12 protein-coding genes are annotated in these 13,776 nt (G+C 64.4%); 6 read left to right on the top strand and 6 right to left on the bottom strand.

Features of this window, described 5'->3' with window-relative positions; translation table 11 throughout:
• From acs to FIU85_RS03890, 3 genes are all read right to left on the bottom strand, one after another.
• Nucleotides 1-1,971 (bottom strand): acetate--CoA ligase, encoded by a 1,971-nt coding sequence (gene acs, locus FIU85_RS03900; protein ID WP_152495925.1) that lies wholly within the window; start codon nt 1,969-1,971, stop codon nt 1-3.
• Nucleotides 1,972-2,350: 379 nt separating this feature from the next.
• Nucleotides 2,351-2,752, bottom strand: a complete 402-nt coding sequence (locus FIU85_RS03895) for a GtrA family protein (RefSeq protein WP_152495924.1) — start codon at nt 2,750-2,752, stop codon at nt 2,351-2,353.
• Nucleotides 2,749-3,774: a glycosyltransferase family 2 protein gene (locus FIU85_RS03890; protein ID WP_152495923.1), complete on the bottom strand. Its 1,026-nt coding sequence runs from the start codon at nt 3,772-3,774 to the stop codon at nt 2,749-2,751. The genes FIU85_RS03895 and FIU85_RS03890 overlap by 4 nt, the downstream gene beginning before the upstream one ends.
• Before the next feature lie 252 nt (nt 3,775-4,026).
• Between FIU85_RS03890 and FIU85_RS03885 the strand changes: the two genes are divergently transcribed.
• From FIU85_RS03885 to FIU85_RS03875, 3 genes are all read left to right on the top strand, one after another.
• Nucleotides 4,027-5,784, top strand: coding sequence for a hypothetical protein (locus FIU85_RS03885; RefSeq protein WP_172978788.1), 1,758 nt, complete (start codon nt 4,027-4,029; stop codon nt 5,782-5,784).
• 100 nt (nt 5,785-5,884) lie between these two features.
• The gene (locus tag FIU85_RS03880; RefSeq protein WP_152495921.1) at nt 5,885-7,201 is read left to right on the top strand and encodes an FAD-binding oxidoreductase; all 1,317 of its coding nucleotides are present in this window, start codon (nt 5,885-5,887) and stop codon (nt 7,199-7,201) included.
• A gap of 58 nt (nt 7,202-7,259) precedes the next feature.
• Entirely contained in the window at nt 7,260-7,610 is a 351-nt protein-coding gene (locus FIU85_RS03875) for a hypothetical protein (protein ID WP_152495920.1), read from the top strand.
• Nucleotides 7,611-7,620: 10 nt separating this feature from the next.
• On the opposite strand, the gene FIU85_RS03870 is transcribed toward FIU85_RS03875, so the two are convergent.
• From FIU85_RS03870 to FIU85_RS03860, 3 genes are all read right to left on the bottom strand, one after another.
• Nucleotides 7,621-8,523 carry a DMT family transporter gene (locus tag FIU85_RS03870; RefSeq protein ID WP_152495919.1) on the bottom strand — a complete coding sequence of 301 codons (903 nt, stop codon included), beginning with the start codon at nt 8,521-8,523 and terminating at the stop codon, nt 7,621-7,623.
• Between the two features lie 130 nt (nt 8,524-8,653).
• The gene (locus tag FIU85_RS03865; RefSeq protein ID WP_152495918.1) at nt 8,654-8,884 is read right to left on the bottom strand and encodes a hypothetical protein; all 231 of its coding nucleotides are present in this window, start codon (nt 8,882-8,884) and stop codon (nt 8,654-8,656) included.
• 13 nt (nt 8,885-8,897) lie between these two features.
• Nucleotides 8,898-10,334, bottom strand: coding sequence for an ammonium transporter (locus FIU85_RS03860; protein WP_152495917.1), 1,437 nt, complete (start codon nt 10,332-10,334; stop codon nt 8,898-8,900).
• A 549-nt stretch (nt 10,335-10,883) separates the two neighbouring features.
• Here FIU85_RS03860 and FIU85_RS03855 point away from each other — a divergent pair.
• The 3 genes from FIU85_RS03855 (at nt 10,884) to FIU85_RS03845 (ending at nt 13,772) form a co-directional block, all read left to right on the top strand.
• Nucleotides 10,884-11,729 (top strand): ADP-ribosylglycohydrolase family protein, encoded by an 846-nt coding sequence (locus FIU85_RS03855; protein WP_216648889.1) that lies wholly within the window; start codon nt 10,884-10,886, stop codon nt 11,727-11,729.
• 15 nt (nt 11,730-11,744) lie between these two features.
• Nucleotides 11,745-12,131, top strand: coding sequence for a carboxymuconolactone decarboxylase family protein (locus FIU85_RS03850; protein WP_152495916.1), 387 nt, complete (start codon nt 11,745-11,747; stop codon nt 12,129-12,131).
• 537 nt (nt 12,132-12,668) lie between these two features.
• The gene (locus FIU85_RS03845) at nt 12,669-13,772 is read left to right on the top strand and encodes a porin (RefSeq protein WP_152495915.1); all 1,104 of its coding nucleotides are present in this window, start codon (nt 12,669-12,671) and stop codon (nt 13,770-13,772) included.
• Nucleotides 13,773-13,776: the final 4 nt, after the last annotated feature.

The raw sequence follows: 13,776 nt of genomic DNA, 5'->3' as shown, positions 1-13,776 counted from the left end.
TCATTCCCCCTTGTTCATTCTGTTGTCGATGAGGTCGTCGACGACGTCTGGGTCTGCGAGGGTTGAGGTGTCGCCGAGCGAGCCGTAGTCGTCCTCGGCGATCTTGCGCAGGATGCGGCGCATGATCTTGCCGGAGCGGGTTTTCGGCAGGCCGGGGGCCCACTGGATCAGGTCCGGCTTGGCGATGGGGCCGATTTCCTGGCGGACCCAGTCCTGCAGTTCCTTGCGCAGTTCGTCGGTGGGTTCCTCGCCGGACATCAGCGTGACGTAGCAGTAGATGCCCTGGCCCTTGATGTCATGCGGGTAGCCCACCACGGCGGCTTCGGAGACCTTGGCGTGGGCGACGAGGGCGGATTCGACCTCGGCCGTGCCCATGCGGTGGCCCGAGACGTTGATCACGTCGTCGACGCGGCCGGTGATCCAGTAGTCGCCGTCCTCGTCCCGGCGGCAGCCGTCGCCGGTGAAGTAATAGCCCTTGTACTGCTGGAAGTAGGTGTTCATGAAGCGCTCGTGGTCGCCCCAGACGGTGCGCATCTGGCCCGGCCAGCTGTCGGCGATGCAGAGCACGCCCTCGGCGGGGTTGCCCTCCACCGTCTTGCCCGATTCAGGATCGAGCACCTCGAAGTGCAGCCCGAAGAAGGGCTTCATCGCCGCCCCCGGCTTGGTGGCATGGGCGCCGGGCAGGGGGGTCATGAGGTGCCCGCCCGTCTCGGTCTGCCACCAGGTGTCGACGATGGGGCAGCGTTCCTTGCCGACGACGGTGTGGTACCAGCTCCAGGCCTCGGGGTTGATCGGCTCGCCCACGGTGCCCAGGACCTTGAGGTCGGAAAGATCGCACTTGGAGACGTACTCGTCGCCCTGGCCCATCAGGGCGCGGATGGCGGTGGGGGCGGTGTAGAACTGGTTCACCTTGTGCTTTTCGCAGACCTGCCAGAAGCGGGAGGCGTCGGGGTAGGTCGGCACGCCCTCGAACATCAGGGTGGTGGCGCCGTTGGCGAGCGGGCCATAAACGATGTAGCTGTGGCCGGTGACCCAGCCCACATCGGCGGTGCACCAGTAGACGTCGCCCTCGTGGTAATCGAAGGTGATCTCGTGCGTCATGGCGGCGTAGACGAGATAGCCGCCGGTGGTGTGCACGACGCCCTTGGGCTGGCCGGTGGAGCCGGAGGTGTAGAGGATGAAGAGCGGATCCTCGGCGTTCATTTCCTCGGGCTCGCAAGTGTCCTCGACCTTTTCGGCCTCTTCGTGCAGCCAGAAGTCAAGGTCGCGGCGCCAGGCGATGGGATCGCCGGTGCGCTTGACCACGAGGCACTTGACGTCGGTGGTGTCGTGCAGGAGCGCCTGGTTGACGTTGTCCTTGAGCTTGGTGACGCGTCCGCCGCGGGGGGCGGTGTCGGCGGTGATGACGAGCTTGGCGTCGCAGCCGTTGACGCGCGCGCCGAGGGCGTCGGGGGAAAAGCCGGCGAAGACGATGGAATGGATGGCGCCGATGCGCGCACAGGCGAGCATGGCATAGGCTGCCTCGGGGATCATCGGCAGGTAGAGCACGACGCGGTCGCCGCGGCCGACGCCGAGGTTTTTCAACACGTTGGCCATGCGGCAGGTCTCCGCATGGAGCTGGCGGTAGGTGATGTGCTGGGCGGCGTCATTGGGATCGTCGGGTTCCCAGATGATGGCGGTCTGGTCGGCGCGCTCGGCCAGGTGGCGGTCGATGCAGTTGGCGGCGACGTTGAGCGTGCCGTCCTCGAACCACTTGATGGAGACCTGGCCGTAGGTGTAATCGACGTCCTTGACCTTGGAGTAAGGCTTGATCCAGTCGATGCGCTTGCCCTGTTCGCCCCAGAACGCCTCGGGGTCCTTGATCGAGGCCGCATACATCTCGTCGTACTTGGCCGCGTCGACATGGGCCTTGGATACAAAATCGGAACTCGGCGGATAGGATTGGGTTTCTGTTTCCGGTTGCATTGTCATTTGTCTCCTCCTTTGCACGTGACACGCTCGCAGCCGTCCTGTCGAGTCAATCCGTGCTTTGGCGGTGTTATAAAGGGTTTAGTAAAATTTTATAGTTAGCCATTAAGATCATTGACTTTTATTTGTAAATAATTTCCCTGTCCCGGCTGATGGTTTGAGAAGAAATTTACAAGAACGATTATTCTCGAGTGTTTACCGCGCTCTAGTGTTGGGCGCCTTTCGGCACGGGTATGCCGTTGTGTGCAACCGGCCGCCTGAAACGGCTCACCCATAACCTGTGACACATTGTCAGGGCGCTTCTTTACGGAAGGCAGAGGGGGATGAATCACCTGTGGTCCCAAGGCGGAGCTGCAATCGCCGCCCCTGTCGCGCGACAGGCTCAGGAGGTGGCGGTCCGGAAGACCAGGTGCTTCATGCCCAGATAGTTGACCGCGAGTGCGACCACCGATCCGCCGGCCAGCGCAACCACGGCAGTCGCGGCTGTGGCGCCGAGTGCAGACAGGATCAGGGCGTAGATCGCGAAGTTGACCGCTATGCCCGCGCTCTGAACCGCCGCATAGCCGGCATACTCGTGGTGCAGCGATTTCCGACGCGTTGACCGGAATGTCCAGCGCCGGTTGAGCGCCCAGGTAACAGTCATGGCCACGGCAAAGCTGACCGCCCGCGACAGGTAGGGATCGCCGCCCAGGGTGATCAGCGCCCATAACAGGCCGGCGTCGATCGCGAAGCCGGCACTGCCCACGGCGAGAAACCGGACGAAGGATCGGGCGGGGCGGGTCATTTCCGGGTGAACAAGGGCCCGCGTTCATCGCGGCGGGCGCTGCGCAGGCCGAGCACTCCGGGAACCGAAAGGTATTGCATCCGCTTTGCTTCCTGCCGTCCGCGTGTGACCGTATCGAGGATGAGACCGACAGCCCCCATCAGGAATGCCAGGATCATCAGGCTTGCCGACAGCACGGCGGTGGGCAGACGCGGGACGAGGCCGGTGGCGAAATATTCGGCGAAGACCGGGCCGGCGAGTGTCAGCGACATGATCGCGAAGACGGAGGCAATGGTCGAGAATACCAGAAACGGGCGTTCCTGTTTCAGGAGCCTGGTGATTGTGCTGAGGATACGCAGCCCGTCGCGGATGCTGTTGAGCTTGCTTTCCGAGCCGTCGGGACGGTCCTTGAAGCGGCCCGGCACCTCGGCGGTGGGCATGTCGAGCTCGAGCGCGTGCACGGTCAGTTCGGTTTCGATCTCGAAGCCGCGCGACATCATCGGGAAGGTCTTGACGAAGCGGCGCGAGAAGACGCGGAAGCCCGAGAGCATGTCGCTGCTGCCACGACCGAAGATCGTCCGGACGAGGCCCGAGAGGACCTGGTTCCCCAGCTTGTGGCCCGGGCGGTAGGCGGTGTCGGTTCCGGCAACCCGCACGCCGTTGACAAGATCCAGGCCTTCATCCGCCAGCCGGGACACCATCGCGGGGGCTGCTGTGGCGTCGTAGGTGTCGTCGCCGTCCACCATCACGAAGATGTCGGCCTCTACATCGGCGAACATCCGGCGCACCACGTGCCCTTTGCCCTGGCGCGGTTCGCGGCGGACGATCGCGCCGGCGCGGGCGGCGACCTCGGCGGTGCCATCGGACGAGTTGTTGTCGTAGACGTAGATATCGGCCTGCGGAAGGGCGGCGCGGAAGTCGCGCACGACGGTGCCGATGGCGGCCGCCTCGTTGAAGCAGGGGATCAGCACGGCGACGCGCGGGCCGGAGCCCGCGGTGGCCTGCGGATCGGCGTTGAATTCGCTGGGAAAAAGGACGGACATGTGCGGCGCTCTTGCGGTCGGTTTCGGGATGCAGAAAAGCCGGTGAAACAGGCCAAAATGCGGCAAATCTGCGGATTTGTGAGGTTCTTCGAAACAATGCTCTGGCGCAGGGGAAACACCTTTGGACGGTGTTGCGTCCGGCCGGGCATTAAGGCTTGCGCGGTCGGGGCTTCGTCGGGTTAGTGACCAGCACAAGAAAAGAGAGGCCGAGGGATGCAGGATACGGCGAGAGAGAGCAGGTTATTCGCAATCGTGCTGCTGCTGGCGGTCTGCATGGTCGTGTTCCGGGCGATGGCGACCGGGATGGCGCCGATAGACACCCTGAGTGTCTCGGACAACGACGACATCATGCGCTTCCTGATGGTGCGCGACTGGCTGGCGGGGCAGGGGTGGTACGACACCACGCAATACCGGATGCTGCCGCCCGAGGGGCTGGAGATGCACTGGTCGCGCTATGTCGACCTTGCGATCGCGGCAATCATCCTGCCCCTGTCGCTGGTGATGACCGAGGCGCAGGCGGCGGCGGTTGCGCTTGTGGCCTGGCCGACAATGCTGTTGCTGGCGCTGATCGTGCTCACAGGCCTGGCGGCGCGGCGGCTTTTCGGGGGTATGGCGGCGCTTGTGGCTGTGGTGGCGGTGCTGTTGTGGCCGCCCACGGGGCTGACCTATTTCGCGCCCGCACGCATCGACCATCACAATGTGCAGATCCTGCTGACCACGCTGATGCTGATCAGCGTGCTCTGGCCGGGCGCCTCGGCCCGCGGCGGCATAGTGGGAGGCCTTGCCGCGGCGCTGTCGCTGGCTGTGGGGCTGGAGACCATGATAACGATCGCCCTGGCCGGGCTGGTCCTGACGGTGCGGGCGATGATGTTGCAGGACGGCGCGGCGCGGCATGTGGCCGGCTTCTGCCTGGCGCTGGCATGGGGGGCGACGCTGTTCTTCATGGGGCAAACGGCGCCGGGCGGATGGCTGGTGCCGCGATGCGACGAACTGTCCTTGCCCTACCTGGCGCTGGCATGGACGGGCGCAGCGATTTGCATCGGCGTGGTGGCCCTGTCGCCGCGCCTGCCGAACCTGGCGTTGCGCGTGGTGCTGCTGGTGGCGCTGGCGGCGGCCGGGATCGTCGCCTTGAGCCCCCTGATAGGTCCCTGCGCAAGCGGACCCTATGACAGCCTGCCGCAAGAGGTGCAGGACCTGATAACCGGCCGGATCATCGAGGCGCGTCCGACCTTGCCTTACCTGTGGGAGGCCAATGGCCTGGGGTTCCGGTTCGTGGCGCCCGCGGCGATGGCCGTGTTGCTTGGCAGCCTGACCTGGGGCTGGCAGAGCCTGCGGGGCAGGGCCGGCGCCGGGACACCGGCGAGATTGGGCGTGTTGCTGCTTTTTGGCTGGCTTGGCGTGATCGGCGCGCTGTTCCAGATCCGGCTTGTATTGATGGGTGCGGCGGCGATACCGATGTTGGTCGGGGTCGTCGTCGCAACGCTGCTGGAGTGGGGAAGGGAAGGCCTTTTCGGGCGGCTGGGGTCGGTGCCGGCGCTGTTGGTTGTCGTGCTGACCCTGATGACGCCGACGCTGCATGGCCTGGCACATGGCGGCGGCGGTGCCGGCGCCACGATGACGGCCTCCGGCGGGCAATCTGTGGATGCGGATGCGTGCCGACAACCCCACATCCTGCGCAGCCTGAACTCGGTGCCCGAGGGCGTCATCCTGAGTTCCAGCAGCTATGGGCCACCGCTGTTGCTGTTGACCGGCCACGCGGCGTTGGCCGGCCCCTATCACCGCAGCGCGGACGCCATCGCGAACGGTGCCGTGCCGTTCGATGGCGATGAGCAAACCCTGCGTGCCGCGCTGGAGCGTACCGGGGCGGACTACCTGTTGTTGTGCCGGGATGCGCATTACGGAGACGGCACGTCCTTTGCCACGCAGCTGGCCCGGGGGCTTGCGGCCGGGGGGCTGATGCCGGTCGACGGCCCCGCGCCGGAGCTTGTTTTGCTGAGGGTGGAGCGCTGAAAGGCGGATGGCGGTCGGCAATGGTGCGGTGGATGTCGGCAACATGGCTTGACGCTGACCATGGTCCGGTCATTCTGTCGCCAGCGACAGGAGCAAGAGCATGACCGAATGGACAGGCGAAGCGGCCCCGGGCCGTCCGTGGTGGTGGGAGGCCGTGGAGCCCGAAGCCACCGAGGACGGCTTGCCCGATCATTGCGACGTGCTGGTCATCGGCGCGGGATATACCGGGCTGTCGGCGGCCATCGCGGCGCATGACAGCGGCGCCAGGGTGGTCGTGGCCGAGGCGGGCGTTCCGGGCGAGGGGGCCTCGAGCCGCAATGGCGGCATGGTCGGGGCGCACCCCCGGTTGAGCTGGGACAAGATGGCGGCGGCCTTCGGCGCCGATGTGGCCGACGATCTGCTGGCCGAGGCGGCGCCCGCGCTGGACTGGGCGAAGACGTTCATCGAGCACGAGAAGATACAGTGCGATTTCGAGGTCACGGGCCGGGTGCAACTGGCCTACACGCGCTCGCAATTCGATGGGCAGAAGCGGCTGGCCGACAAGGTGCGCGAGAAAAGCCGGGTGGAGGTGGAACTGGTCGAGCGGTCCGACCTTGGACGCGAGATCGACACGGGTCTCTATCACGGCGGTCTTCTCTTTCCGCAGCACGGGGCGTTGCATCCGGCGAAGTATCATCGCGGAATGCTGGAGGCGGTTCGGCGGCGCGGTGTCCCCGTCGTCAGCCACGCGCGGGTCGAAGCAATGACGCGGGAGGGCACGCGACTGGTGGCGCAGACAGCCAAGGGCCCGATCCGGTCCGAGAAGGTGGTATTGGCAACCAACGGCTATACGACGCGGCCTTTTCAATGGCACCTCCGGCGCGTATTTCCGCTGCCGAGCTTCATCATTGCGACGGAAGAACTGCCCGAGAATCTGATCGGGCACCTTGCACCCGGACGGCGCATGATGGTCGAAACCCGCGCGCGGCACAGCTATTTCAGGATATCGCCCGATGGCAAACGGGTGCTTTTCGGCGGACGGGCGGCCATGCGGGACGTGCCTTTGCACATCGCGGCGCAAAGGCAACGGCAAACGATGGTGGAGGTCTGGCCCGAGTTGGCAGAGGCGAAGCTGAGCCATGTCTGGAGCGGCTATACCGGGTTCAGTTTCGCGCAAATGCCGCATGTCGGCCAACATGACAGCGTCTGCTTCGCCATGGGCTTCAGCGGCTCGGGCACCGTGATGGCGCCGTATCTTGGCGCCAAGGCGGGTTGGCTGGCCGTCGGGGATGCACGCGCTGAGACGGCTTATGCAAGAACGCGCCTGCCGCGTCACGTGCTGCATCCGTTCGACAGGCCGCATTTCCTGAAGGCCGCCGACCTTGTTTTTCGTCACTGGGTGGACCGGGCCGAGGCATGGCAGGCGCGGCGGTCGTGACGAGGTTCGCGCCGCGAAACGAGTGCAGGGGTCCGCACCGGCAAAAAGTGCGGTTGCGATGAGAAACACATGCATCAAGCCGTCGCGCCTTTGGCTGGCCTGGCTGATGGGTCTGGCGGTTGCCGGGCCTGACCAGGGGGCGGCGACGGAGGCGTTCGCGGACGATTGGACGGCGCGGAAATGCGAGCTCTACCAGCAGGCCGTGCGGGACGCGATTACCTTGCAGGGGCCGGAAGGGCTTCGGATGGCGTTCCTGACAAGCAACCAGGAGTTCATAGATGCGCAATGTGCCGTGCGCGTCGAGATATGTCCGATGACGCCCGAGGAATGGGCGCTGGCCGACACCCTGCTGAAGATGACGATGAACGAGGGAATGGCCAGTACGTTCGTGCCGTTCGGGTGCCCCTAGGGGGCCGGCGCTAACCGTCGCGCGCCCGCACGAGCATGAAAAGACCGATGGTGACAAGTGCGATGCCGGTCCATTCCAGCGGTCCGGGGATTTCCGACAGGACCGGGATCGCCAGAAGCGTCGCAGAGGCCGGGACGGCCGCGGAAAAGCCCGCCGTGTGGGTCGGGCCCAGATGGTTGGCGGCAATGGCGAAGCACACCATGGCGAGGATGCCCGGACCCAGGCCCTGGTAGGCGGCCTGGAACAGGATTGTGCCGGTGTCGGCCTGCGCCAGGCCGGATGGTAGAAGGAAATACCACAACGGCAGAAAGACGATCGCGTTGGGCACGTTGATGACGACCAGCGCCTGTCGCGGTGTCAGCCGCCAGCGGCGGACGCCGAAGATATAAATCGACTGGATCGCCGCAGCGGTCAGGAAAAGCACGATCCCCAGCGCGGCGCCGTCGCCGGTGGTCCGGATGCCGGTGACCGCAACGAGGACTGCGCCCAGGGTGACGATCACGAGGCTGACCAGTTGCAGCCGATTGGGCAATGCCCCCGTGAAGACGGTGACCAGCAGCACGGTGAAGAACGGCAGCGCCCCGTTGGTGAAAACGCCCGCATAGGCCGCGGAGCTGTACCTGAGGCCCATGTAGACCAGCATCGCGTAAAGCGCACCGGAGCCGCAGAGCACGATAAGAACGATCGGGGTGAGGCCCAGGTGGCGCGGCCACCACGCCCATGCGACGGGCAGGGTCAGCACTCCGGTCACCATGAAGCGCAGCGCGGTGATATCGCCGGGCGTCAGCGCCGTCTGCACGCCGGCGCGCGAGAAGACAATGAAGCCGGACCAGATCACCAGGACGCCGAAGGCGGCGAAAAGCCCGAGCGTGCGGTTCTGGATGTCGTCGGGCAGGGCGGTCCGGGATGTCATGGCGCGATCAGTGGCAGAGGGTCGGGAAGGTGTCCATAGGCGTCGGCGCGCCGTCGGTATTGCGTCTGTCCCGAAACCCAAGAACGCCGGCCCTGGGAGGGGCCGGCGTTCAGCCTGTGCGGAGGAGGTGTTACTCCCGCGCTTCCTCTTCGAAGACCCGCTTTATGCGGTCAGGACTGCGGGCCGCCGCCTCGTCGCCGTCGAGTTCACGGCGTTCGATCCTGGCCTGCAGGACATGGAACCCAAGCCAGAACAGGACGCCGACGATCACGAGAATCATTTCGGTGCCGACCATGGGATAGATCGGGCCGATCTGCGCCAGGTCCGCGCCTGCCCAGGTTTCTACAGCTGTCGTTGACATGTCGTGACCCTCCTCAAGTCAGCAGGCCAAGGCGCTTGGCCTCGGCGATGTCGGCTTCGGACACCTCTATGGCATCCATTTCCTCGGCGATCTCCTCGGACATGTCGAGCCCGACAAGTTCGACCGCGGGTGGTACGCGCAGCATGCCCATGCCCATCAGGATCTTGGACACGATGAAGGCGGGCAGAAAGCCCAGTACGCCGAACATGATGACCGCGCCGGCAAACTGGCCCCAGGGCGTGATGACCGCGACTGTTTCATGATAGGCCGCCGTGGCCGGGTGGCCCCAGAGCATGAAGCCGCAGATGACCAGACCGATGAAGCCCGCGTAGCCGTGCACGGCCACCGCCCCCACCGGATCGTCGAGTTTGAAGCGGCGTTCGACCCAGAAATGCAGCTTGTAGGCGCAGACAGCGCCGACCGCGCCGATCAGCATGGCCTGGATCGGGTGGTAGAGGTCATTGCCGGCAGAGGCCGTAATGACCCCGGTTAGGCCAGCGGAGTAGGTCCAGAACGCTTCGCCCTTCGATACGACGTAGCCTGCCAGAAGCCCACCCGAGAGCGACATCAGGAAGTTGAACACGATGGCCGACAGGGTTGTAGGCGTGAGGTAGATAGTTGTCGCGGTGAAGTTCACCACGCCTTCGGCGCCGCCCAGCGTGCCGTGGTCGATGATCGGCACGTTGCAGGCGACGTAGAAGCCCCAGAAGCCGCAATAGATCAGGAAGAGCCCGATCGTGACCAGCCACTTGTTGTGCGGGTTGATGTTGCGCGGGGTGCCGTCTGGGGCGAACTTGCCGATCCTTGGCCCCAGCACGACAATCACGCCAAGGGCAAATCCTCCCGCGATGGCGTGGATCACGCCCGACGCATAGGCATCGTGATAGCCCAACTGTGTGACCATCCAGCCATCCGGGTGCCAGCCCCAGGCCGCGTCGATAATCCAGGTGCCCGAGCCAATGACCACGGCCAGGATCCAGAAGGCGGTGGGCCGGATGCGTTCGATGGTGGCGCCCGACACGATCGAGGCGGCAGTCCAGCTGAACAGCAGGAAGGCCGCCCAGAATACACCGTTCAGGCGGTTCCAGAAGCCGTTGCCCAGTTCGGCGCCGTAGCCTTGCGCGCTTTCGAGCGCCGGTCCGGGGCCGCCAAGGTGGGTGCCCATCAGTTCGGACCACGGCACGGCATTGTCGGATTGCGTGAGGCCGCCGGTGATGCCGGGGCCGTTGGGGAAGGCGAAGTAGATCCACCACCCGAAGAAGAAGAAGGTGATGGTCACCAGCGGCATGAGCATGGTGTTCTTCATCACGGTATGCATGTGGTTCTTGTGGCGGCTGGCGCCGACCTCGTACATGCAGAACCCGACGTGGATCAGGAACATGAGCGGTACGGTCACCCAATAATAGAACTCGGTGAAGATCACCGTAAGTGCACCGATATCGGTATCCAATTTACTGTCCTCCCAGTGTGGTGCGACCCGTTAGGCGACAGGAGGATGGCGCCGGCGGGTGCACCTATTTCATTTGCCGGCCGCTCTTGAACGGGGCCGATGTCCGGTGGGGCCTGACTTTTTGACCGCCCGGGTAAAGGCAGGATGCGTAATCATTGGGCATTTTGCTATTAAAAAAATCACGCAGTGAATAAAAAATTCCCGTGAAGAAAAAAATCTGTTGGGAGGCGCTGGTTTGCAGCTTCGGAAATCGTTCGGTCGCGTCATGCCATGCGGCGCTGTTTTTGGGTGGCACCGATTTGATCGGCTACACCACGCAGGGTGAACGGAATCGGTTCCGCTTTCCGGGAACGATGAGGCTCCGTCTTTTTAGAGTTGCCGGAGGCAGGGGGCTTGCACGTTCCCGCAGCGCCGGTCACCAATACGGGTATGTCCTGAGTGACAGGGAGGCGGCATGACGGGATTGCGACAGTCAATAAGCGGGCGCGAGGTGTTGCGGGCCGTCTGCTGCGCGATCCACGAACCTCGTGTCAGCGAGGCTCCACGGTCATGATGCAAAAGCCGTTCAGCGAAGACGAAGCCGTGGGGATGCTGGTGGGGCTGGCCGTGGGCGACGCGGTTGGAACGACACTGGAATTCCGCGAACGCGGCACCTTCGCGCCGATCACGGACATGGTGGGCGGCGGACCGTTCAACCTCGACCCCGGCAAGTGGACCGATGACACCTCGATGGCGATGTGCCTGGCGCAGATGTTGCGCTCGGCCAATGGCTGGGATGCCGAAGATGCGATGAAGCGGTTCGTGAACTGGCGCGACAACGGCTATCTGTCGTCGACCCGGGTGTGTTTCGATATCGGCATGCAGACCGACGCGGCCCTGACCCGGTTTCAGCAGACAGGGAATCCGTATTCCGGAGCGGTGGAGGACGAAAAGAGTGGCAACGGCGGCATCATGCGGCTGGCGCCGGTGGTGATCGCCTACGGCGCGGCGAAGGAAAGCGCGATGGCGGTGGCGCGCCTGCAAAGCCGCCTGACCCACGCCAGCCCGCTGTGTCAGCGGGCGGCGGCGAACATGGCGGAGTTCCTGGTGACGGGGGACCGAAGCCTGTTGCCGCGCCCGGAGGCGCCACCGGACGAGGCCAGCGGCTACGTTGTGCAGACGCTGCACGCGGCGTTCTGGGCGCTGACGCAGGGCGATACGTTCCGCGATGTCGTGCTGGCCGGCGTGAACCTTGGCGGCGACGCCGACACGGTGGGCGCCGTGGTGGGGCAGATGGCCGGGCGTCTTTACGGCTATGGCGGTATACCCGAGGAGTGGCGCGCGCGCCTTTACGACCATGACAAGATCAAAACGGCGGCGCAGGACCTGTATGCCCTGCGTCCGATCGACCTGTAACGGAAAGGATAGTCAATGAGCCTGTTCGATGAGGACCTGTTTCTGAAAGGGCTGGAGCAGAGGAAGGCCACGCTGGGGGCCGAGTACGTGGAGAAGAACCTTGCCGCCGCGGACGATTTCACCCGGCCGTTCCAGGAGGCGATGACCGCCTGGTGCTGGGGATTCGGCTGGGGCGACGAGGTGATCGACGCCAAGACCCGGAGCATGATGAACCTGAGCATGATCGGGGCGCTGGGCAAGATGAACGAATTCGAGATCCACTGTCGCGGGGCGCTGAACAATGGCGTCACCAAGGAGGAGATTCGCGCCATCGTTCATGTCGTGGCGATCTATTGCGGGGTGCCGCAGGGACTGGAATGCTTTCGCCACGCGCGCAAGGTGCTGGAAGAGCGGGGCCTGTGACGGCAAGGCCGCCTTTACAGGCGGTCCCCCGTGGGGACGGCGGAGCCCTGGCCCGCGCGTCATGCTGTGCGGGCACCCGCAGGAGGGGCGCGAACCCGGTCCGTTTGTGATTGCGCATCTGCCGGAAGGGCCTGTCGTTGATCGCGGAGCCGGTGTCGTGTGCGCGGGCCGAGGCCACGAGGTCCCGGACGCGTGGAGGCAGTGTGACGGAAATGTCGCGCCGCCGCGCCGAGTCGCGCAATACCCGGTCCGGCGAGTCGCCGCGCGGCCCCGGAAAGCCGAACCCGCACCCCGCCTGGTGCAGCCGAAGGTTGCGGGAAACCCTTAAAAAACGTAGCAAATCGAAGTTTTCAGCGGGTTTTGCGAAGTGCCGCAAAGATCTGTGTGTGAAATACGTCACAGAGCGTCCAACAACACGGCGCACCGGGGGCGGTTCGTTGACAGCGAGGGGGCATTTACAGCATTCATCCTCCCAAGCCGTGTCCTGGATCGGGGGCGGTGGAACTTGAAACTTTCCTGCTTTAAGGAGGGATAACCTTGAAAAAGCAACTTCTCTGCACCAGCGCAATCGCCCTCGGCGTCGCTGCTGCCCCTGCCTCGGCCCAGGACTGGAACCTGGATTGGGGTGGTTTCTTCCAACAGCACATCGCGTATGCCGATGTGAGCGTCCCCGGTGGTGTCGGCGCGCCTGACTTCGACGGCATCCAGATGTTCACGAACGCCGAAATCATCTTCACCCCGAACATCACGCTGGACAACGGCATGACCTTCGGCATCAACGTTCAGATGGAAGCTCTGAACAGCGGTGGTGGTGCAGACGGTATCGACGAAGCGTACATGTCGATCTCGAGCGACACGTTCGGCCGCATCGACGCCGGTTACGAAAACTCGGCCGGTTACAAGATGATGGTTGGCGCACCGCAAGTCGGCTCCATGGCGATCAACTCGCCGTCCGCCTCGGCCTTCATCCCGTTCACCGGGTTCGCAGGTGGTCAGTTCCGTCAAGCCGGTCTGTCGTCCTACACTGAGGTCGCAGGCAACAACGACGTCGCGCGTATCACATACTACACGCCGAGCTTCTCGGGCTTCACGGCTGGTATCTCCTACGCGCCGTCGGCTGCTGGTAACGCTGCAAACGCCGCACCGGTCAACCGCAACGCCGGCCTGGTCGACATCTTCGACCTCGGTGTGAACTACAGCCAGTCCTTCGGCACCACCGACATCACCCTGGCCGCTCGTTGGGGCACCGGTGACGCACAGGCAGCTGGTGTTTCCGATCCGGAAACCTGGGGCGTTGGCTTCCAAGTCGGCTTCAGCGGCTTCACCTTCGGTGCAGCATATGCTGAGAACGACAACGGCCTTGCCGGTGGCGCAACCGACCAAGAAGGTTACAGCGTTGGTGTGGCTTACGACGCGGCTGGTCCCTGGACCTTTGGCCTCGAAGCCTACATCGGTGAAATCAATGATGGCGGCGGTCTCGACGACCACTACGAGTACTACAAACTCGCTGCAAACCGTGACCTGGGACCGGGCGTCAGCTGGACGACCTACCTGCTGTACGGTGAGACCCGTAACGACTCGGTCGTGAACGGCGACATCGACGGCACCGCAATCGGTACCGCGATCAACCTGAGCTTCTAAGCTT

Source organism: Roseovarius sp. THAF8, from assembly GCF_009363735.1.
Classification (GTDB): Bacteria; Pseudomonadota; Alphaproteobacteria; order Rhodobacterales; family Rhodobacteraceae; genus Roseovarius.
The sequence above is the reverse complement of the archived record's forward strand: the minus strand, read 5'-3'. Positions and strand labels throughout refer to the sequence as shown.